This is a genomic window from Thioalkalivibrio halophilus (assembly GCF_001995255.1).
Classification (GTDB): domain Bacteria; phylum Pseudomonadota; class Gammaproteobacteria; order Ectothiorhodospirales; family Ectothiorhodospiraceae; genus Thioalkalivibrio; species Thioalkalivibrio halophilus.
Genome location: NZ_MUZR01000061.1, coordinates 1 through 20025 on the forward strand (window position 1 = coordinate 1; position 20025 = coordinate 20025).

The 20025-nt window shown below is 69.3% G+C and carries 17 protein-coding genes; 14 read left to right on the top strand and 3 right to left on the bottom strand.

Annotated features, from left to right (window positions below):
* Positions 1-3460, bottom strand: a 3460-nt coding sequence (gene recC / locus B1A74_RS12565; protein ID WP_077244822.1) for an exodeoxyribonuclease V subunit gamma, incomplete at its 3' end; no start/stop codon positions are given.
* A gap of 163 nt (positions 3461-3623) precedes the next feature.
* Here recC and B1A74_RS12570 point away from each other — a divergent pair.
* From B1A74_RS12570 to B1A74_RS12635, 14 genes are all read left to right on the top strand, one after another.
* A complete protein-coding gene (locus B1A74_RS12570; protein WP_244269217.1) occupies positions 3624-4511 on the top strand; it encodes a type II secretion system protein N in 888 nt (295 codons plus the stop codon).
* Positions 4508-6451, top strand: coding sequence for a type II secretion system secretin GspD (gspD, locus tag B1A74_RS12575; RefSeq protein WP_077244824.1), 1944 nt, complete (start codon positions 4508-4510; stop codon positions 6449-6451). The genes B1A74_RS12570 and gspD overlap by 4 nt, the downstream gene beginning before the upstream one ends.
* Positions 6441-7955 carry a type II secretion system ATPase GspE gene (gene gspE / locus B1A74_RS12580; protein ID WP_077244830.1) on the top strand — a complete coding sequence of 505 codons (1515 nt, stop codon included), beginning with the start codon at positions 6441-6443 and terminating at the stop codon, positions 7953-7955. Before gspD ends, gspE begins: the two co-directional genes overlap by 11 nt.
* Before the next feature lie 4 nt (positions 7956-7959).
* Complete coding sequence (gspF, locus tag B1A74_RS12585; RefSeq protein WP_018946769.1) at positions 7960-9186, top strand: type II secretion system inner membrane protein GspF; 1227 nt, start codon at positions 7960-7962, stop codon at positions 9184-9186.
* Between the two features lie 4 nt (positions 9187-9190).
* On the top strand, positions 9191-9631 hold the full coding sequence (gene gspG, locus B1A74_RS12590) for a type II secretion system major pseudopilin GspG (protein WP_018946768.1): 441 nt from the start codon (positions 9191-9193) through the stop codon (positions 9629-9631).
* Positions 9628-10143, top strand: coding sequence for a prepilin-type N-terminal cleavage/methylation domain-containing protein (locus tag B1A74_RS12595; protein WP_018946767.1), 516 nt, complete (start codon positions 9628-9630; stop codon positions 10141-10143). The genes gspG and B1A74_RS12595 overlap by 4 nt, the downstream gene beginning before the upstream one ends.
* Positions 10143-10523 carry a type II secretion system minor pseudopilin GspI gene (gene gspI / locus B1A74_RS12600; RefSeq protein WP_024329114.1) on the top strand — a complete coding sequence of 127 codons (381 nt, stop codon included), beginning with the start codon at positions 10143-10145 and terminating at the stop codon, positions 10521-10523. The genes B1A74_RS12595 and gspI overlap by 1 nt, the downstream gene beginning before the upstream one ends.
* A complete protein-coding gene (gspJ, locus tag B1A74_RS12605) occupies positions 10510-11175 on the top strand; it encodes a type II secretion system minor pseudopilin GspJ (RefSeq protein WP_018946765.1) in 666 nt (221 codons plus the stop codon). The genes gspI and gspJ overlap by 14 nt, the downstream gene beginning before the upstream one ends.
* Complete coding sequence (gene gspK / locus B1A74_RS12610) at positions 11175-12002, top strand: type II secretion system minor pseudopilin GspK (protein ID WP_026288954.1); 828 nt, start codon at positions 11175-11177, stop codon at positions 12000-12002. The genes gspJ and gspK overlap by 1 nt, the downstream gene beginning before the upstream one ends.
* Positions 12003-12004: 2 nt before the next feature.
* On the top strand, positions 12005-13267 hold the full coding sequence (gene gspL / locus B1A74_RS12615; RefSeq protein WP_244269218.1) for a type II secretion system protein GspL: 1263 nt from the start codon (positions 12005-12007) through the stop codon (positions 13265-13267).
* Positions 13264-13773, top strand: coding sequence for a type II secretion system protein GspM (gspM, locus tag B1A74_RS12620; protein ID WP_077244826.1), 510 nt, complete (start codon positions 13264-13266; stop codon positions 13771-13773). The genes gspL and gspM overlap by 4 nt, the downstream gene beginning before the upstream one ends.
* Positions 13766-14548, top strand: coding sequence for a type II secretion system protein N (gene gspN / locus B1A74_RS12625; protein ID WP_077244827.1), 783 nt, complete (start codon positions 13766-13768; stop codon positions 14546-14548). The genes gspM and gspN overlap by 8 nt, the downstream gene beginning before the upstream one ends.
* Positions 14524-15228 carry an outer membrane protein assembly factor BamD gene (gene bamD / locus B1A74_RS12630; protein ID WP_167769422.1) on the top strand — a complete coding sequence of 235 codons (705 nt, stop codon included), beginning with the start codon at positions 14524-14526 and terminating at the stop codon, positions 15226-15228. Before gspN ends, bamD begins: the two co-directional genes overlap by 25 nt.
* Positions 15229-15318: 90 nt before the next feature.
* Entirely contained in the window at positions 15319-17766 is a 2448-nt protein-coding gene (locus B1A74_RS12635) for a S8 family serine peptidase (RefSeq protein WP_077244829.1), read from the top strand.
* 11 nt (positions 17767-17777) lie between these two features.
* On the opposite strand, the gene B1A74_RS12640 is transcribed toward B1A74_RS12635, so the two are convergent.
* Both B1A74_RS12640 and B1A74_RS12645 read right to left on the bottom strand, forming a co-directional pair.
* Entirely contained in the window at positions 17778-18797 is a 1020-nt protein-coding gene (locus B1A74_RS12640) for a DUF4382 domain-containing protein (RefSeq protein ID WP_026288950.1), read from the bottom strand.
* A gap of 272 nt (positions 18798-19069) precedes the next feature.
* Positions 19070-19870, bottom strand: a complete 801-nt coding sequence (locus B1A74_RS12645) for a 2OG-Fe(II) oxygenase (protein WP_018946757.1) — start codon at positions 19868-19870, stop codon at positions 19070-19072.
* Between the last annotated feature and the right edge of the window lie 155 nt (positions 19871-20025).

Genomic DNA, 20025 nt, shown 5'->3' on the forward strand with positions numbered 1-20025 from the left:
GCAATGCCTGCGGATCCGGCCAGGCACGCGCCAGCGCCGGGCGCCGGGCCAGTTCGCCGGCCTCGTGGTAACCGTCCCCTTCCAGCACGCGCAGCGCGGCCGCGTGCGCATCCCGCTCTTCATCCTCGGCCCGCAGCCAGGCCCCGGCCGCCGCGGCCGCCAGCGGCAGCGGACGTTCCAGCGCGGCGGCCCAGCCTTCCAGCAGGGTCTCCAGATGCGCGCGGGCGGTGGCCCGGTCGAGGGCCAGGAAACGGCACTCGGTATCCAGGCCCACCAGCCGGGTCTCGACATCGGCGCGCGCGGCGCAGGCGACCAGGTGACGCACCCAGGCGCCCGTCAGCTTGTCGATGCGCCAGGCCTTCTTGTCCTTCAGCCGGCTGACCGTGGATTCCAGCTGCAGGGCCGCCTCCTGCGGGGCGTCCTCCGGCGGGATCCGCAGCGCGGCCGGCAGGGCCTCCAGCTGCCAGCCCGCCGCCGCCACGCGCACCGCCGGCAGCACCGGGGCCCGCCGCGGGAAGGCCTGCAGGGGTTCGGCGATGCGTTCCAGCAGCCGCTCGGCGTCCCCGATCAGTTCCGTGCGCTGCAGCTCGCCGGCCGCCCCCAGCGGCAGGTGCCCGGCGCGCAGCAGGCGACGGGATTCCGCCTCCAGGGCCGGGCGGCGCCGCTGCAACCATGCCTGCGCGTCCTCGTCCGCCCCGATCTCGCCGTCCTCCAGGGCCGTGGCCACCAGCCGCTGGCGCAGCTGCCAGCCCTCCAGCCCCGCCACGCCGAACGGCTCCAGGTCCTCGGTCGCGCCCGGGTCCTCGTCGAAATGCACGCCCAGACGCTGGCCAAAGAACACCTCGACCGGGTCCTTCAGCAGCCGCACCAGGGTCTCCGGCCCGAGCACGGCGTCCTCCGCCTCCGGCGCGGGGGGTGGCAGGGTTTCGTCCTCCGCCGGCGCGTCCGTTTGCGCAACGCCCGCCGCCGGGGCGGCATGCACCGCCTCCCATTCGGCGGCATAGGTGAAATGCGCAGAAGCCTCGCCCGCCGGCGGGAAATTCGCCGGCGCGAAGGGCTGCAGCGGGTGTTCGATCGTCAGTTGCTGTAGCAGGGACGCCTCGCCCGCCGGCTGCCAGCCGGCTGCCAGATGGTCGCGCAGCTGGGCCACCAGCACCGACGGCGGACGCGGTTCGTTGTCGCGCACGCTGCGCCCCACCCAGCTGACATGCAGATGGTCACGCGCCGACAGCAGGGCCTCGAGGAACAGGTAGCGGTCGTCCTCGCGCCGCGAACGGTCGCCGGGGCGGTAATCGCGGGTCATCAGGTCGAAATCCACCGGCGTCGGGCGCCGCGGATAATCTCCGTCGTTCATCCCCAGCAGGCAGACCACCCGGAACGGGATCGCACGCATCGGCATCAGGGTGCCGAAGTTCACCGCCCCGGCGAGAAAGCGCTGCCCCACCCCGGCCTCCTCCTGGCTCGCCAGCCACTGCTCGCGCACCACGGTCAGCGGCAGGGCCTCGGTCAGGCCGGCGGCGTGGCAGTCCTCGCGCCACTGCTCCAGGGCGTCTTCCAGCCGCCGCAGGCTCAGCAGCTCGTCCTCGTCGTGCCCCTGGAAGAAATCCTGCAGCAGTCCGTGCAGCAGCGCGGCCCAGTCCTCGGGGGCATGCGCGGTACGCAGCATGTCCCAGGCACCGGACAGGGCCTCGATCAGGGCATCCAGCGGCCCCAGCAGCGCTGCGGCCAGGCCGCCGCTCTCGGCGAACGGCTCGATTGCCTGCCAGGCCTCGCCGTCGCCCACCGCGTAACCCAGCAGCATGCGCCGCAGGCCGAAGCGCCAGGTGTTCTGCTCCAGCCCCTCGGGCAGCCCCAGGCCGGCGCGCTGGCGGGCATCCAGCCCCCAGCGCACGCCGGCGGCCTCGGCCCAGCGGTGCAATGCCGCCAGATCGTCCTCGCCGAGACCGAAACGCCGCCGCACCGCGGGCACGTCCAGCAGGTCCAGCACCTCGCTCACGCCGATGCGGCTCTCGGGCAGGGCCAGCAGGCGTTCCAGCGCGATCAGGACCGGGTCGCGCCCGCGCGGCCCCTGATCGGCCAGGGTGTAGGGGATGTGCCCGGGTTCGTCGGGCCCGTGCTGACCGAACACCGCGTCGATGTACGGGGCATACACGTTGATGTCCGGCACCATCACGATCACGTCGCGCGGGCGCAGGTCGGGGTCGGCGTCGAACAGTGCCAGCAGGCGGTCATGCAGGATCTCCACCTCGCGCAGCGGGCTGTGCGCGACGTGGAAGCGTACCGAGGCGTCGGCCGGGTCCACCGGCGGCCAGGCCTCGCGGGTCTCGCCCAGCGGGCGCAGCGCGCGGATGTCCTCCTGCAGCTGGTGCAGCAGGCAGGCCTCGCCGTGCGGCTCGAAGAAATCGATGCGCTCCCAGTCCAGCCCCTCCAGCACGCGGTTGCGGGCGGCCGGCTCATCGTGTTCATCCAGCAAGGCGATGTAGTCGCGCCCCTGACGCCCCCAGGCAGCCAGCAGCGGATGGGCGTGGCTGTGCAGCGTGGTTTCGTCCAGCACCTCGGGCATGTCCGGGCGCCGCGCCTGACGCCGGCGGCGGGCGCGCAGCAGGTCGCGGTCGGCCACGATGTCGGCCCAGTAGTGCTCGCAGGGGTTGTGCACGCAGACCAGGATCTGACATACGCCCGCCAGCCCCTCCAGCGCCTCCAGGATCTGCCCCGGCATGGAGGAGATGCCGAACACGATCAGCCGCCGCGGCACTCCCGCGGGGCGCTGCTCGAGATCCGCCACCGCCCGCATGTAGCGCTCGTGCACCGCAGAGCGGCTGACCCCTGCGTGTTCGTCGCCCACGTCGTCCAGCAGGGCCCGCCAGAGCTCGGCCTGCCAGCGCTGCTCCGGGGCCAGTTCGGGCTCCTCGCCGCGCGCCCCGCGCAGCACGTCACGGCCGTCGGCCCAGTCCGCCAGCCAGTCGGCGCGGTACACCTGGTACTGGTCGAACAGATCGGCCAGGCGCTCGGCCAGCTGGTAACGCTTGCGCAGGTCGCCGCCCGCCTCCGGGCCGTCGTCACGCAGGAATTCGGCCAGCGGGGCAAAGGCCGGGCGCTGCAGCAGCGCCGGCAGCAGGCGCATCAACCGCCACAGCAGCGGGCGCTTGGCGAACGGGGATTCCAGCGGCACCGCCTCGGCGCCCAGCACCGCGCGATAGGCGGACCAGATGAAGCGCGAGGGGAGCTGCATGTCCAGCGCCGCAGCGATCCCGCAGCCGGGCGGATCGGCATCCGGATCGGCCGCCAGCGCGTGCCGCAGCCACTGCGCCATGCCGTTGCTCTGCACCAGCACGGTCTCGTTCTCCAGCGGCGCCGGCGGCGCCCGCCGCACCCACTCGACCACCAGCGAGCGCAGCGACTCCAGCCGGTTGCCGTGCAGCACCACCATCCCTGGCTGCAGTTCCTCGCTCGCCTCCACGCCCGCTCCTGCCGCTGTCCGTCGTCGTGCCGGCTACCGTCGCAAAAGCCCGGGGGGCTGTCCAGCCACCCCGCCAGTCAGCGTTCCCTCCTCGTCACAGTGGTCAAGGAAACACTGATCAATGAGGCTGTGACGTCCCTGTGGCTCAGGTAAACTCGGGGACATGATTGCGGATTCCGGAACGTTCATGCACACGCATCTGCCCCGCCTGCTCAACCTGGCGCTGGCGGTCATGCTGGCGTGGATGACGGCCGGGCTGGTATGGCTGATGCTTGCCCCGGAGGGGGTTCTGCCACCCCCGGATCCCGCCGCAGCACCCACCGACACCACACATTCTTCGTCACCGGCCAGCGCGACGACGGAAGCAGGCGAGGACCGAGCTTCAGGATTCAGTCGCAGCGCGCGTCATGAACCTTTCGGCCCGCTCGAAACCGCCACGCCCGCGCCAGTCGAACAGGCGCCCGAAACCCGGCTGCAGCTGGATCTGAAAGGTGTCCTGGCCGATGGCCATGGCGACGGAACCGCGTTCATCGCGGCTGGCGGCAGGGACATCGAGCTCTACCGGCCCGACGATACCATCGGAGAGCAAATGGCCACGCTGGACCAGGTGCACCCCGATCATGTGGTGCTGCTGCGGGATGGCCGACACGAGATCCTGCGACTGCCACGCGGTGAGGATCCGCGCATCGCGGGCAACGGTGCGGACCGGAGTGCGGAGCCTTCGCCTGCAACGAGTTCGGCCGACGGTCGTATCAGTCGCGACCGCTGGCTCAACGATCCCGAACGGGTCATGGACGCCGTACGCGCCCGCCCCGTCATTCGCCAGGGATCGCTGGCCGGACTCGAAGTCCGGCCCACGCGCAATCGGCGCGACTTCGAGCGAACCGGCCTGCGCCCCGGCGACATCATCACCTCGGTCGGAGGGCGAGAGATCTCCGCGATCGAGGACCCCGAAACCCTGCTCGCGGACCTGCAGGACGCGCGCCGGGTCGATATCACCGTCGAACGCGACGGCCAGGCCCGTTCGCTCAGCATCGAGTTTACCGAATGAGACTCCGCCCGTCCCTCGCCAGCGCATGGCTGACCGCGGCCCTGCTGGCCACCCCGGCCGCGCCGCTGGCCGCCGACACACTCACGCTCAACCTGCGCGACACCGACATCCACAACCTGATCGATCTGGTGGCCGAAGAAACGGGCACCAACTTCATCGTGGATCCCAGGGTGCGGGGCGAAGTCACGGTGGTTTCCAGCCGTCCGGTCGCGCGTGACGAACTCGAGGACCTGTTTCACGAGATCCTGGATATCCATGGCTTCGCGGCCGTGGAGGGTGACGGCGCGACCCGGATCATCCCGGATGGTCAGACCACGCAGGAGCCCACGCCCCTGCTGACGCCGGATGCCGAAGCCCCGGACACCCGGGGTGCGTCGATCGTCACCCACGTCATCCAGGCGCGCCATGTCGACGTCACCCAGCTGGTGCCCGCATTGCGCCCTCTCCTCCCCCAGAGCGGCCACATGGCCGCCTCCAGCGGATCCAACACGCTGCTGATTTCCGCAACCCGTAACAACATCCGCCGCCTCCAGCGGATCGTCGAACGCATGGATCGCCCCATGGACACGGAGTTCGATGTCATCGAGCTCGAACATGCACGCGCCGGGGACCTGACCGAACACCTGCGCGAACTGATGCCGGGACGCCCGGGCGAGCTCCAGGATGCCCGCGCACAGGCCGACCCGCGCAGCAACGCCATCATCCTGTCGGGGGATGAAACCGACCGCCTGCGCATGCGCGGCCTGATCGCCCAGCTGGACCGCGAGGTTCATCGGGGCAATACCCGGGTGCACTACCTGCGCTATGCCCGCGCGGAAACCGTCGCGGAACTGCTGCGCAGCATCGCGGAGCACGATCCGGGCATGGAAACCGAGGACGGCGACGGCCCGCGCGTTCACATCGAGTCCCACGAAAGCACCAACGCTGTGGTCACCTCGGGCCCGGCGGAGCGCCTGCGGGATTTCGACGACATTATCGACCAACTCGATATCCGGCGCGCCCAGGTCCTGGTCGAGGCCGTGATCGCGGAGGTTTCCTCCGACCGGGTCGAGGAACTGGGGGTCCAGTGGGGCGCGATCGGCAGCAGCGCCGCCGGAGTCCTGAGCTTCTCCGAGAGGCAGACCGGCATCGTCGATCTGGCTGCCGGGATCGATGCCTACCTCGGGGGCGAAGTGGCCAGCCCGCCGGGGCTCAGCGACGGGCTGACGGTCGGCGCCGCGGGCCAGTCCGGAAACAACGCCATTGCCGGTCTGGTGAACATGCTGCAGCGCGACAGTGCCACCAACATCCTCTCGACCCCCAGCCTTCTCACGCTGGACAACGAGGAGGCCGAGATCGTGGTCGGCCAGAACGTACCGTTCGTGGTCGGGCGCTCAATCGAGGACTCCGGACAGGCCTTCGACACCATCCGGCGCGAGGACGTGGGGGTCAAGCTGCGCGTGCGTCCGCAGATCAACCAGGGCAACGCGGTGCGTATGGAGATCGAACAGGAGGTCTCGCAGCTGGCGCCCGGCACCGCGGGTGCCGCCGACCTGATCACCAACACCCGCACACTGACCACCCATGTCCTGGTGGACGACGGCGACATGCTGGTCCTCGGCGGGCTGATCGAGGAGCAGCAGACCGACCAGGAAGCCGGCGTCCCGGGGCTCGGGAATATCCCGGGCCTGGGCCGGCTGTTCCGCGCCGACCGCAACCAGACCGAAAAACGCAACCTGATGGTCTTCCTCCACCCGCGCATCGTCCGGGACAGCGCCGACGGCGCCGAACTCACCAGCGAGAAGTACAGCTTCATCCGCGCCGAACAGCTGCGCGAACGCGCCCGCACCCGGGGCCGCGGCGACACCACACCGGTCCTGCCGCAATGGGACCGGCTGACCGAGCTGCCCCCGGCCTTCGAAGAACTGCATCCGGCTTACGCCACCGACCATGCTGACTGAACAGGCCCCCGACCCGAGCACGGAAGACGACTTCAGCGTCGGCTACGGCTTCGCCCGGCGCGTCGGCGCCGTTCCGGGCGAGGTCCGCGACGGCGAGCGGGAAATCATTCTCCATCCACGAGCGGACCCCGAGGGACTGGCCGAGCTCCGGCGACGCAGCGCCGAGCCGCTGCGTCTGCACCCGGTTGACGAGGCCACCTTCGAACGGCGCCTGCGCGAACGTTACGAGTCCAGTTCCTCGGACGCGATGCAGTCGATGGAAGGACTGGACGACAGCCTCGACCTCTCCAGTGTCGCGGAATCGCTGGGCGAGCCCCGGGACCTGCTGGAGACCGAGGACGATGCCCCCATCATCCGGCTGATCAACGCACTGCTGACCGAGGCGGTCCGCGAGAACGCTTCCGACATCCATGTCGAACCGTTCGAGAACCGCCTGGCCGTGCGCATGCGCGTGGACGGGATACTGCGCGAGGTCCTCACCCCTCCGGCAGGGCTGGCACCTCTCATCGTCTCGCGCATCAAGGTGATGGCCCGTCTGGACATCGCCGAAAAGCGCCTGCCGCAGGATGGCCGCATCTCCCTGCGCATCGCCGGGCGGCCGGTGGACGTGCGCGTCTCCACCCTGCCCTCGGGCCATGGCGAACGCATCGTGCTGCGACTGCTGGACAAGCAGGCCGGACGCCTGGACCTGGCCCATCTGGGCATGGAGGCACAGACCCACGCGGTCCTGGAGCGGATTGTCACGCGGCCGCACGGCGTCGTGCTGGTCACCGGCCCCACGGGCTCCGGCAAGACCACCACCCTGTATGCCGCCCTCACGCGACTGAACGACCGCAGCCGCAACATCCTCACCGTGGAAGACCCGATCGAGTACTACCTCGACGGGATCGGCCAGACCCAGATCAACAGCCGCATCGACATGACCTTCGCACGCGGGCTGCGCGCCATCCTGCGGCAGGATCCCGACGTGGTCATGGTCGGCGAGATCCGCGATCTGGAAACCGTGCAGATCGCGGTACAGGCTAGCCTGACCGGGCATCTGGTCTTTTCCACCCTGCACACCAACACCGCGATCGGGGCGGTCACGCGCCTGCGCGACATGGGCGTCGAGCCCTTCCTGCTGTCCTCGACGCTCAACGGCATCCTGGCGCAGCGCCTGGTGCGGGTCCTGTGCCCCGAATGCCGCGAGCCGTATCCCGCAAGCGCTCGCGAATGCGCCCTGCTGGGACTGGAAGACCCCGGCGACGACCCGGCACCCACGCTCCATCGGCCCCGCGGCTGTCCCGCCTGCAACGAGCTCGGGTATCGCGGCCGGACCGGGATCTACGAACTGGTGGAGATCGACGACACCCTGCGCGGCCTGATCCACGACAACGCCGGGGAACAGGAAATGACCCGGGCCGCCCGGCAGCACAGCCACAGCCTGCGCGCGGACGCCCGCCGCCGTGTCCTCGACGGCACCACCAGCCTCGAGGAAATGCTGCGCGTCACCCAGGAGGACTGACGCCATGCCCGCATTCGAATATCAGGCCCTGGATGCCGGGGGACGCACCCGCAAGGGTGTCACCGAGGGGGACACCGCGCGCAGCGTGCGGGCGCAGCTGCGCAGCGACGGCCTGACCCCGCTGGAACTGCGCGAGATCGACGATGCCGGCCCGCGGCCGGCCACCGTTGGCCGTTCCGCGACCGGCGGCCGGGGGCACATCGGCCCCCTGGACCTGGCCCTGGCCACCCGGCAGATGGCTACCCTGGCGCGTGCCGGGCTGCCGGTGGAGGAATGGCTGGCCACCGTCGCACGCCAGAGCGAAAAACCGCGGGTGCGCAACATCCTGCATGCGGTGCGCACTCGCGTCATGGAGGGACACTCCCTGGCCAGCGCGCTGGCCGGCTTTCCCCGGGTGTTCCCCGAGATCTACCGCAGCACCGTCGCCTCGGGCGAGGCCTCGGGGCACCTCGACCGGGTACTGGAACGCCTTGCCGAATATCTGGAGAGCCGGCACGCGCTGCGCCAGCGGGTGCTGCTGGCCCTGATCTACCCGATCGCCCTGACCGTGGTCGCCATCCTGGTGACCGTCGGCCTGGTGGTCTACGTGGTGCCCGAAGTAGTCCAGGTCTTTGACGGGCTCGACCAGGAGCTTCCGGCGATCACGCGGGGGCTGATCGCCACCAGCGATGCCCTGCGGGACTGGGGCCTGGCGGGACTGATCGTCCTGGCGGCCCTGACCGGACTGCTGGCCTGGGCGCTGCGCCACCCCGGCCCGCGCACGCAGTACCACCGCCTGCTGCTGCACCTCCCCCTGGTGGGGCGTCTGATCCGCGGCATCAATACGGCACGCTTCGCGCGCACCCTGAGTATCCTGTCAGCCAGCGGGGTGTCCCTGCTGGAGGCCCTGCGCACCGGATCCGAGGTAGTCTCCAACCGGCCCATGCGCACCGCGATCGAGAACGCGTCGCTGCGTATCCGCGAGGGCAGCAGCATCGGCCGGGCTCTGGAGGACACGGGTTTCTTTCCCCCGATCACCGTCCACCTGATCCGCAGCGGCGAGTCCAGCGGCAATCTCACCGAAATGCTGGAACGCGCCGCCGAAACCCAGGAGCAGGAGGTCGAATCCCGCATCAGCCTGAGCATGGGGCTGTTCGAACCACTGCTCATCCTGACCATGGGCGGGGTGGTGCTGACCATCGTCCTGGCGATACTGCTGCCCATATTCGAACTCAACCAGCTGGTGAACTAGAGCCATGAAACACTCCCGTCGCAATACCGGTTTCACCCTGATCGAAGTCATGGTGGTGGTCGTGATCCTCGGCATCCTCGCCGCCATCGTGGTCCCGCGCGTGATGGACCGGCCGGACGATGCCCGCCTGACCAAGGTCAAGCAGGACATCCGGACGATCGAATCCGCGCTCAATCTCTATCGCCTGGACAACTTCCGCTATCCCAGCACCGACCAGGGTCTGGAGGCGCTGGTGGAGCCACCGACGAGCGGCCCCGAACCCGCCCAGTATCGTGACGGCGGCTACATGGACCGACTGCCGAACGACCCCTGGGGCAACGAATACCAGTACCTGCATCCCGGACGCCACGGCGACTTCGACGTGTTCAGCTTCGGCGCCAACGGGCGGCGTGGTGGCGAGGGCATCGAAGGCGAGATCGGCAACTGGAACATCGACGACCTGTGACGCGGGCCCGGCAAGTTACGGGTTTCACCCTGCTGGAGGTCCTGGTGGTGATGGTCATCATCGGCGTGCTGGCCGGCGCTGCGCTTCTGTCCACCGGCCAACTGGGCGGAAGAGCCCTGGAACAGACCGGACACCAGCTGGCCGGGCAGATCGAACTCGCCCGCGATCAGGCGCTGCTGACCGGCCAGCCACTGGCGATAGGGGTCGCCCGTGAACGACTTGCCGTCCTCGAACGCCAGTGGCTGGACGACCGCCAGGTCACCTGGGTCCCGGTAGAGCAAGGTCCGCTGGCGCCTCGTGATCTGGGATCGCTGGGCCTGGAGCCCCGCCTGTGGATCGACGACCGTCGCGCCAGCCTGAGCGAGCGCCCCGAGGAAAACCTCATCACCATCAACAGTGCCGGCGACATCCAGGCGTTCGAACTGATCCTGCAGCGCGCGGGCGATGAAGCCTCGCTGCGCCTGCACAGCGATGGTACACGCCGGGTCCGCATGGATCGGGAGAACCGGTGATGGGCAGCCGCGGCTTCACCCTGCTGGAGCTGCTCGTGGCCCTGGTGGTGCTCGCCGTGGCGCTCGGGGCGCTGATCAAGGCCGGCAGCGAACACGCGCGCAACACCGCTTATCTGCAGGAGCGCGCCCTCGCCGAGTGGGTCGCGGCCAACGTGCTTGCCGACTACGAAGCGGGTCTGTTGCCGGCGGAACCGGGAACCCGCCGAACTTCCGAGACCCTGGCCGGGCGCGAATGGGAGGCACGGGTGGAGATCGAAAACCGCCAGTTCGACGCCCCGCTGGAGCTGCCACCGGTACGCCGGATCGAGATCCGGGTATGGCCGACCGGCGGCGATCCGGATCACCCGCTGGGGCGCGAGACCGGTTATGCACTGCCCTGAACGCAGCCAGTGCGTACGCACACGCGGGCCAGGCCGCGCGGACGGGTTCACCCTGCTGGAGCTGCTGGTGGCGGTGGGGATCTTCGGGATCGTCGGTCTCCTGGCGATCGGCGGCTTGCGCAGCGTGCTCGATGCGGACGAAGCCACGCGCGAACAGACCCGTCGGCTCGCCGACCTCCAGATCACCCTGGCCACCCTCGAGCGCGATCTGCGCCATGCGGTGCCCCTGCGCCCGCGCGACGGGTTCGGAGATCGCCAACCCCCGCTACGCTACAGCCCGGTCACCGACCCGCAGCAGCTCGAATTCGTGCGCGCGGGCCTGGGGGGCCACGAACGCCTGGGACGCGTGGCCTGGCGGATCGGCGAGGAAGGCCTGGAGCGCATCACCTGGCCGAGCGTGGACGGGGCCCCGCAAGAAAGCGAACGGCGGCGTCGTTTCCTTCCCCCGCAACCCGGCGAGGACAGGCATGCCGAACCACCACGGGTCCGTTTCGATTTCCTGCACCCGCGCACCGGGGAGGAAATCGATGCCTGGCCACCGCTGGAAACCGGCCACGAGGCGAGCCTGCCCGCGATGGTCCTGGTGCGTCTCGAGGTCCCCGGCCTGGGCGAGATCGAACGCCGTATCCCGCTGACCGGGGCACGACCATGATGCGCCCCGGGCATCAAAGCCAGGCCGGGGCCGCCCTGATCACCGCCTTGCTGGTGGTCGCCATCGCCACGGTCACCGCCGCCACCATGGCCCTGCGCGACCAGCAGCAGATCCATCGCGCGACCCTGCTGCAGGAACAGGACCGCGCGCGCCAGCTCAATCGGGGTGCGGAAGCCGTCGCAATCCATCTGCTGGAAGAACAGCGCGACCTGACGGAACTGCCGTGGGAGGGTTGCCAGTCACCCCCCATCCCGATCGAGATCGAGGGCACGACCGTTACCGGACGTCTGGACAACCTCCACTGCCGGTTCAATCTCAACAGCCTGGGTCGCGCCGGGGAGCCCCCGCTGCAGGCCTTTGCCGCGCTCGTCGACGATGCGCTGAGAGAGACCGACGGGCGCGGCGTCAACGGGCGCCGGATCGCGATGGCCGTGCACGACTGGATGAATCCCGAGACCGACGACCCGGTGTACCGCGGCCTGGAGCCGCCGCGCCTGAGCGGCAACCGCCCCATGCGTCTCGCCTCGGAACTGCTCCAGGTGGATGGCGTGAATGCCGAAACCTGGCAGGCCCTGGCACCGCTGGTCACGGCCCTTCCGGGCACCGACAACCACATCGACCGCGAACATGCGCCGGATGCGGTGCGCCGCGCCGCCGAGACCGACCCCCTGGCCGACACCACGGCGGCCGGCGAGCCGCACGCCCCCCGATATTTCCGTCTGCAACTGGTTGTGCGCACGGGCGGACGCGAATATTTTCATTGTGCAGTGATCGACGCCCCCAACGGTCGGACCGTGCTGCGCGAACTGACCCCCTGCGAGCCATGACCATGATCGCCACCCGAGGCACGGCCGACTGGCTGCTGTTCGAACTGCCCGAACCCGAGGATCTCGCTGGCCCGGAGAACGCCGGCGGAGCCCTGCGGTGGCTGCGCATCGCGCGTGACGGCGAGGTACAGTCCGGCGAGGCCACCGCGGCAGAACTCGCGGAACGGGTTCGGCCCGACCAGCGGCTGCTGGCGCTGGTCCCGGGCGAACGCGCCCCGCTGCACCGGGTGGCAGTACCGGGCAAATCCGCCCGTGTACGGCAGCGCGCCCTGCCCTATGCCCTGGAAGAACGTCTGAGCGAGGACCTGGAGTCGGTCCACATCGTGCCCGGCCCGCCCCATGGCAGCGAAACAACCGCCTGCGTGGTCGCCCTGCGCCATCTGCAGCAATGGGAAGGCTGGCTGGCGGCGCGGGGGTTGGGGCATACGCGTCTGATCCCGGATATCGCCCTGCTGCGCGGACTGGCCGACGGCGACCACCATTACGTCCTGGCCGGGGAGACGCGCTGTCTGCTGGTGCCGGCGGATGCCGAACCCCTGGCCCTCCCGCGCGATCTGGCGGCCTGGTGGTTGAAAACCCGCGAGCTGCCCGAGCCGGAACACCCCGGTCACGCGGATGCCGCTCCCCTGACACCTTCGTCCGGCTGGCAGGGGAGTCTTCTCGAACTGCTTGCAGCGAACCTGCGTTCCGGAACACTGGACGCCGGCCGCCTGCGTCGCTGGTTGCGCGCGGCCCGGCCGTTCGAACTCGGGACCCGCAGGCAACAAGACCGGGGGCGGTCGATCCTTCCGGGACCGGAATGGCGCCTGCCGGCGTCCCTGGCGGTGGTGCTCGGCCTGGCGTGGCTGGGAGGTCAATGGCTGCAGATCCACCATCTGGAACGGGAACTGGCCGCCACCGAGGATGCCATGGCCGAAGTCTTCGCCCGGGCGCTTCCCGAGCGTCGCATGGTCGATCCGGTCGGCCAGTTCGAGATCCTGCTGCGCGAACCGGAGACCGCCGCGGGCTCCGAAGACATCACCAGTCCGCTGGCCGAACCGATCGCCCTGATCGCGGAACAGCTCGACGACGACACGCTGACCCTGCGCCATCTGCGCGGCGACGCCAACCGGCTCGAACTGGAACTCGACGGTCCCGGTCTCGCCGATATCGAACGCCTGCGCGAAAATCTGCAGCAGGCGACCGAACGACGCGTCCGCATCACCTCGGCCGAAACCGGCGACGACCGTGTCCGCGCCCGACTGATCCTGGAAGAGCGGCCATGAGGGAATACTGGAACAACCTGCGCGCGCGGGAACAGCGCATACTGTTGCTGGGAGCCGGAGCCCTGGCCGCCGCCCTGGCCTTCCTGTTCCTGGTGGAGCCGACGCTGGAGGCCCGGCAGCAGGCGGAACAGCGACTGGCGGAAACACGCGCTCAACTGAGCTGGATGGAGGCCCGTGCGGAGACCGTGGCCGAACGCGCGGACACCGGCGAAACGACACGCGGGCCCCGCACAGGCGGACGCTCCGGCGGTTCCCTGCTGGCCCACGTGGATGCCGCCGCACGTGCCGCCGGCCTGGCCGGCCCGCTGCAGCGGGTCCGGCCCTCCGGAGACGGGGTCAGTGTGTTGCTGGAAGATGCGGCGTTCAACGAACTGATGCTCTGGCTGGGCGAACTGGAAACCGAAGACGGGGTGGTGCCGGTGCGCGTGTCGCTGGAGCGCGGCTCGCGCAGCGGCCACGTGAATGCCGAACTGCAGCTCGAACCAGCGGATCCCGACAATGGCTGATGCGCGTCGTTTCTGGCCCGTGGCCTTCGTGTTCCTCGTAGCCCTGGGGCTGGCCCTGGTAATCCGGGCGCCGGCCACGACCTGGGCCGCGGGGGCCGAACGCGTCGGCCTGATCCCCGACGGGATCCGATGGGAAGCGGTCCACGGCCGACCGTGGCAGGGCCGCGCGAGCGAAGTGGTCGCCCCGGTCGGCGAACTCGGGCAGGTTGGCTGGGACCTTCGTCCGATGTCGCTGCTGCGCGGACAGCTCGCCGTGGACATAAGCTGGGAGCCACTCCGGGGCGGCCACCTGGAAGGCCGTGGCTTTGCGGGGCTGACCTCACACGGAATCCGGGGGCTGGAAGGCGATCTGCCGGCCTCCACCCTCAATCACCTGGACACCGGCATCCCGCTGCTGCTGGATGGAACGCTCCGGGCTCACGGGGTGGGGCTGCAGATCCGGCGCGACGGAGCCATCGTGGCCGCCGGCGGCTCCTTCCAGTGGCTGGAAGCCGCCGCCGGACTGCCCCGCCCCGTGCCCCTGGGCGAACACCAGGCGAGCCTCGACGCCCTGAATGAACGCCTGCAACTGCAGCTCGCCTCCTCCCCCGAGGCGGCGCTGGGGACCTCGGGCCGGCTCGCGATTGATTTCAGACAGCCCACCCCCGCGGTCGAGGCCGATCTGCAATTCGAGGCCCGGGATCACGCTGATCCCGGCCTCCACAACTTCCTGCGCCAGCAACTGGAACCCGACCCACAGGGACACTATCGATGGACCATCCAGCCCGAATCCTGACCCGGTACACCACGCGGCACGCCGCCATGGTCCTGGTGGCGCCGGCCATGCTCGTGCTCGCCGCCGGCTGTGCCACCGGACCCGACACCCGTACCGACGGCGCCGAGGGCCCGTTGCAGCAGGCCCTGGAGCGGGAGGACTGCCGCGAAGCCTGGGGCCTCGTAATGCCGGACGCCGGCTCGACCGATGCACCCGACACCACCGACATGGACACCCGGCTGCGCGTCGCCCATCTGTGCCTGCAACAGGGCGAATTCGAACGTGCCCGCGACCTGAGCGACGCCATCGAACCGGCACATCCGGGCCATCCCGACCTGGACTACGCGGCCTATCTCGGCGCACTGGCCCGTCTGGGCATCTGGAACCGGGCGACCGCCGTCCCGCCGCGGGAACGCATCCGCCACGGCCGGGAAGTTTTCCGCCACCTCGCCGGATTCCTCGAAGAACATGCCATGTCGCGCCATGCCGAATCGCTTGCTCCGCGTCTGGCCAGACTGCGCGAAGACCTCGCGGATATCGAACTGCAGGTGGCCGGCGCCGCGGCCGAAGACGGCCAGGAGGACGAAGCGCGGGCACGTCTGCGCTACATCCGTGACCACTTCCCGGGCACCACCGCCGCCCGGACTGCGGCCGAACGACTGGAAAATACGGAACCGGCACCGGTGCAAACCCCGAATTGATACGGGCCATTACCAGGGCCCCGTTTGCGGGTACAAACTGACGTCATGCGAAATTCAACGCCACTCGGACGACACTCGCTTTTCCCGTTGTTGGGGGGGCTGCCCCTTGCGCTGGTGGCGCTGGCAGGGATCGCGGCCTGCGGCGGATCTTCGTCGTCCGGCCCGGATACCTACGAGCTGTCCGGTACCATCCGGACCGCCGCCCTGCATCGGGTCGATTCCGACACCAACGACCCGGAGAGCACCCCCGGGGACAACAACACCCCCGCCACCGCGCAACCGCTGCCGGTGCCGTCGATCACCGGTGGATTCGTGGCCGCGCCGGGGACCCTGTCACGCTTTGGTCCGGCGGGTGACGAATGGGACTTCTATTCGGTCGAGCTGGAGGCCGGGCAGCAGGCCCTGCTGCACTTCCCGTCTTCCCGCAGCATCAACCTCGACCTGCTCCTGCTGGATGCATCGGAAAAGGTTATCGACGCCTCGCGCGGCACACGCCATTCCGAACGCGTGGTGGCGCCCGAGGACGGAGAGTATTTCGTGGCGGTGGAGGCCCGCCGCGGCACGGCGGGATATCAGCTGCGTATCGACGGGCCATGGCAGACCCCTTCGATATCCGCCATGGCCTCGCCCTCGCCGCGTGCCTCCGAGGCCTTCGCGCCCGGAGAAGTGATCGTACACACGCGCACGGAGATCAGCACGGCCGGACGTGCCCCCGACGACACCCCGGCCACCGCCATGGCCGCGGAGGCCGGGCTGCAGGCCCTCGCCGGAGCCACGAGCCGGGAGCAGCTATGGCGCATCCCCGAGGGCCGGGCCGAACTGGCGCTGAGCGCCCTGGGAGCACCTCCGGCAAGCGGCCCGCACCCCGCCCGCGGCTGGGCCGACCGCGCCACCGAGGCCCGCGACCGTACCCTTCGGGTCATCCAGGCGCTCCAGAACCACCCCGAGGTGGTCTCCGCGGCCCCCAACTACTACGTCACTGCGCAGAACCTGCCCGACGACCCGAGACAATCGGAGCAATGGTTCCACGACACCATTGAACTGCCCGAGGCCTGGGACATCACCACCGGTGGATCAGCCGGCGAGGACGTCATCGTGGCCATCATCGACACCGGACTGCACCGCGACCACGAAGACATGGACTCCGGCCGCCTGCTTCCGGGCCAGACCTTCCTCCAGGACGACGATCCCGGTGACATAAGGCCCCACGGCACCCACGTCACCGGCATCATCGGGGCGCACACCGACAACGGGATCGGCGTTGCGGGCATTTCCTGGCACGCGGAACTGATGCCCGTCCGCACCCTCGACGGCGACGGACGCGGGACCGTGTACGACATGCTCCAGGGCGTCCGCTATGCGGCCGGCCTGGACAACGACTCCGGAGAAAAACCGGATCGCCCCGCCGACATCATCAATCTCAGCCTGGGGCAGGAAGGAGGCACCCCCTCCGAAACCGCAGCCGATCTGTTCCACGAGGTGCGCGAACTCGACATCCTGACGGTGGCATCCACCGGCAACAGTGGCGCCGAAGACATCGCCCTGCCCGCCGACTATGCGGACGTTCTGGCCGTTGGCGCCACCGATCGCGATGACCGGCGAGCACCCTACAGCAACTACGGCACCGGGCTCGACCTGGTCGCCCCCGGGGGGCTGATGACCTCGGCAGGAGATCCGGACGGCATCCTCAGCACCTGGGAGCCGGACACCTATGCGTTCAAACAGGGCACATCCATGGCCACCGCCGTTGTCTCCGGAACCCTCGCCCTCGGACGCGCGGTCAATCCGGACCTGGGGCCGCCCGGAGTCCGCTACCTGCTGGAAACCGGTGAGCTCACCGAGGATCTGGGAGCACAGGGCTGGGAGCCCGAAACCGGTTGGGGGAGGATCGACGCCCATCGAACGGTACAGGCCTTCGCGGATTTCGATGCCGACGATCTGCCCCCCAGGCTGTCGGCCCAACCACCGGGCCTGGCATTCGGATATACGCAATCCGTGCAGGAACTGGAGTTGCGCAATTCAGGCACGGGGGACCTGGCGCTTGACGAAATCGGGGTGACCGCCGAATGGCTGCAGATCGAACCCCGACGGATCGATGACGACGGACTCGGTGTCTACGAGCTCCGCGCGTCACGGGAACGGGTCGATCCGGGCCGACATACCGCCCGGATCGAGGCATCCGCCGACAACGGCGACCGCGTCGAAATCCCGGTGGAGCTGCACGCTGCAAGCCCCGACCCCGAACACGATACGGTCGGCCGCGTGGTGGTCGAGCTGCACGATGCGAACGAGACCCTGGTGGCCCGCACGACCGCATCGCGGGAGGACGGCGCCTATCGGTACCGGTTCACCGGCATTGCCGAAGGCGAGTACCGGGTCACCGCCACCACCCGCATGACCGGCTCCAGTGTGACCTGCGGCGCGACGGAGGCCTGCGGCACCTGGCCGTCCACCCTCCGCCCCGCCGACCTGGAACTCGACCGTGACCGCCACGACGTGGACTTCCGCATCGCCTGGCCACCGGAGATCACGCCGTGAACTGACGCCGTTCAGTCATCGCTGCCGGTGAAATCGACCTCCGTGGTCTCGCCCGCTTCGACCGTGGCATTGGCCTGATCGACAAAATCGATGGGCGTTTCTTCTTCGGGATCGTCCTCGTCGGCCTCGAAGGTCAGGGCGACGGTGTAATCTCCCGGCTCGATAAAACCGGCCGTGTAGCGGTATTCCCAGTCACCGTCTTCCTCCACGTGGCGATACTCGACGTTGGCCGTGGTGATCGCGTCGTCTTCCGTATCACGCAGATCCACCGGCTCGCGATCCTCGCCCTCGAATACATAGACCGCCGCGCCCGGGCAGGCTTCAACGCCATCTTCACCGCGGTCTTCACAGGTATAGCCATCGGGGAGAAGGGCCGGATCCACCGTTCCGGTAATGCTACCCGCGGTGTCGTTGTCCACCAGGCGCAGGGAACGCCGCATGCGGTGATAGTCTTCAAACCGGGGATCTTCACGGATCGCCTTGCGCAGGTCGAAATCCACGGTGAGCGACACCGCGCCATCCTCGGGCACCGAGAAGCCGCTCGACAGCTGCAGGCCCGCCTGCAACCCACCCGGAATGGTCAGGTTCTCGCTGTAACCGCCAACGAACTCGATGAAGGAACTGGTCGCGTAATTCGAGAGCGGGGGTGCGCTCGCTCCCTCTTCCGGCTCCAGATGGAAGCGGATCCAGGAATAATCCCCCGCCGTGACCTCTTCGTCCTCGAACAGGAATTCGGAATCTTCGCCCTGCAGCGCCAGCAGATCGATTTCGCGCACGGAGTTCTCTTCATCCTCCTCGTCGAATTCGATCGTGATCCGCTCACCATCCGCCGGCTGCAACTCCACATGGGTGAAACGCACGACGACCCGTTCGGCCGAATCCACGGGTGCGTCGGTCACCGCCAGACTCATCTGCCCGGTTCCACCATCATCACTGCTGCTACTGCTCCCGCTTCCTCCACCACAGGCGACCAGACCTGCGCCGGCCGCTCCCAGAACAGCCATCCGAACCCACATACCCATCTGGCTCATGTTTCTCCCCTGCGTTTTCTGGAAAATCAGTGAGAAGATTAGCCAGTCGACACGCCGGTACAAGCTCACGAGGGGGTTCAACGCCATGGCGTTTCCGGAAGCTTGAAGTCCTTCACGAGTCTGGCAGGGATTCGATCGGTTGGAAGGCCCCGGACCGGCCGGGGCCACGACACTCCCGGGATAACGGGACATGCCCGGAGGAGGGCCGGCCCGTTCGGACCTTGTTCCGTTGGAGAGGGTCGCCCCGTGGACAACCTGTTGAAAGATCACACCTAACCGGTAGAACGCCGTTCCAGGCTGTCCAGCGGACTGGCGGTATCGCGCAGCCCCATCCAGCAGGCGATACTGGCACGCCAGCGGCGGGTGGGGAGCACAGCGTGGGGCACGCTCTGGCTGAGGAAGATCGCGAGGGTGCCGGCCTCGGGGCGCACGCGTTCCAGTTCGCGGGCTTCGTCGGCCCCGTCCTGCGGCGTGTAGAACGCCAGTTCGCCCCCGTCGCGGGCACGCCAGTGCCGATTGAGATAGAGCACCAGCGACAGCCGCCGGCGGTTACCCTCGCGAAAGGCGTCCACGTGGCGAGCGTAACCCGTGCCGGGCGGGTACAGCGCGAAGTGTGCCTCGGTCTCGAACAGGCCCGGGATCAGGCCGCGGGCGGCGACACGACGCAGGTGTTCCAGACGCTCCAGCAGCTCCCGCTGGGCCGGCGTCGCACCTTCCAGCCAGTGGATGCGGTCACCGCGTTCGGCGGCATCGTGCCGGCGCTCGCGACCCCGCCCCACCCGCGCGGAGCGCAGGCGTGCGGCGTTGCGCAGGGCGTACACCTCCTGGCGCAGGGCATCGGACAGGCGATCTTCGAGAAACCCGGGGCACACCACCCGCCCGTCACGTGCAAGCGTGTCGAGCCAGCCGTCATCCGCCAGCGATGCTGCGGCGGGGGATTCCTTCCGGATGCCGTCCGGCCACGCGGGACGGGGCCCGGCGACCGCGCCGGATAATCGGTGCACCGCCGGGACCGGGGCGGCAGGGGGTATCGCGATGTCCGGGGTGCCGGTATCGGCGGGACGCGCTTTCATGAACGGGCGGATTCTCTTGCGGGCCCGCCAACCGAGGCGCGGCGGGCATCACTCCGAATATACCCCGTTCCCGCCCTCCCGGAAAGCATCCGCCCTCCGGCCGCGAATCACCCGCCCGCGCCGGCGCCCGCGGTCGCATCCCCCACGAGCATGAC

Coding starts and splice junctions, on each gene's coding strand:
- B1A74_RS12570 (WP_244269217.1), top strand. CDS start 3,624: ATGATTGCGGATTCCGGAACGTTCATGCACACGCATCTGCCCCGCCTG.
- gspL (WP_244269218.1), top strand. CDS start 12,005: ATGATCGCCACCCGAGGCACGGCCGACTGGCTGCTGTTCGAACTGCCC.
- gspG (WP_018946768.1), top strand. CDS start 9,191: ATGAAACACTCCCGTCGCAATACCGGTTTCACCCTGATCGAAGTCATG.
- B1A74_RS12645 (WP_018946757.1), bottom strand. CDS start 19,870: ATGAAAGCGCGTCCCGCCGATACCGGCACCCCGGACATCGCGATACCC.
- gspF (WP_018946769.1), top strand. CDS start 7,960: ATGCCCGCATTCGAATATCAGGCCCTGGATGCCGGGGGACGCACCCGC.
- gspM (WP_077244826.1), top strand. CDS start 13,264: ATGAGGGAATACTGGAACAACCTGCGCGCGCGGGAACAGCGCATACTG.
- B1A74_RS12640 (WP_026288950.1), bottom strand. CDS start 18,797: ATGAGCCAGATGGGTATGTGGGTTCGGATGGCTGTTCTGGGAGCGGCC.
- gspI (WP_024329114.1), top strand. CDS start 10,143: ATGGGCAGCCGCGGCTTCACCCTGCTGGAGCTGCTCGTGGCCCTGGTG.
- gspJ (WP_018946765.1), top strand. CDS start 10,510: ATGCACTGCCCTGAACGCAGCCAGTGCGTACGCACACGCGGGCCAGGC.
- gspD (WP_077244824.1), top strand. CDS start 4,508: ATGAGACTCCGCCCGTCCCTCGCCAGCGCATGGCTGACCGCGGCCCTG.
- gspK (WP_026288954.1), top strand. CDS start 11,175: ATGCGCCCCGGGCATCAAAGCCAGGCCGGGGCCGCCCTGATCACCGCC.
- bamD (WP_167769422.1), top strand. CDS start 14,524: ATGGACCATCCAGCCCGAATCCTGACCCGGTACACCACGCGGCACGCC.
- gspE (WP_077244830.1), top strand. CDS start 6,441: ATGCTGACTGAACAGGCCCCCGACCCGAGCACGGAAGACGACTTCAGC.
- gspN (WP_077244827.1), top strand. CDS start 13,766: ATGGCTGATGCGCGTCGTTTCTGGCCCGTGGCCTTCGTGTTCCTCGTA.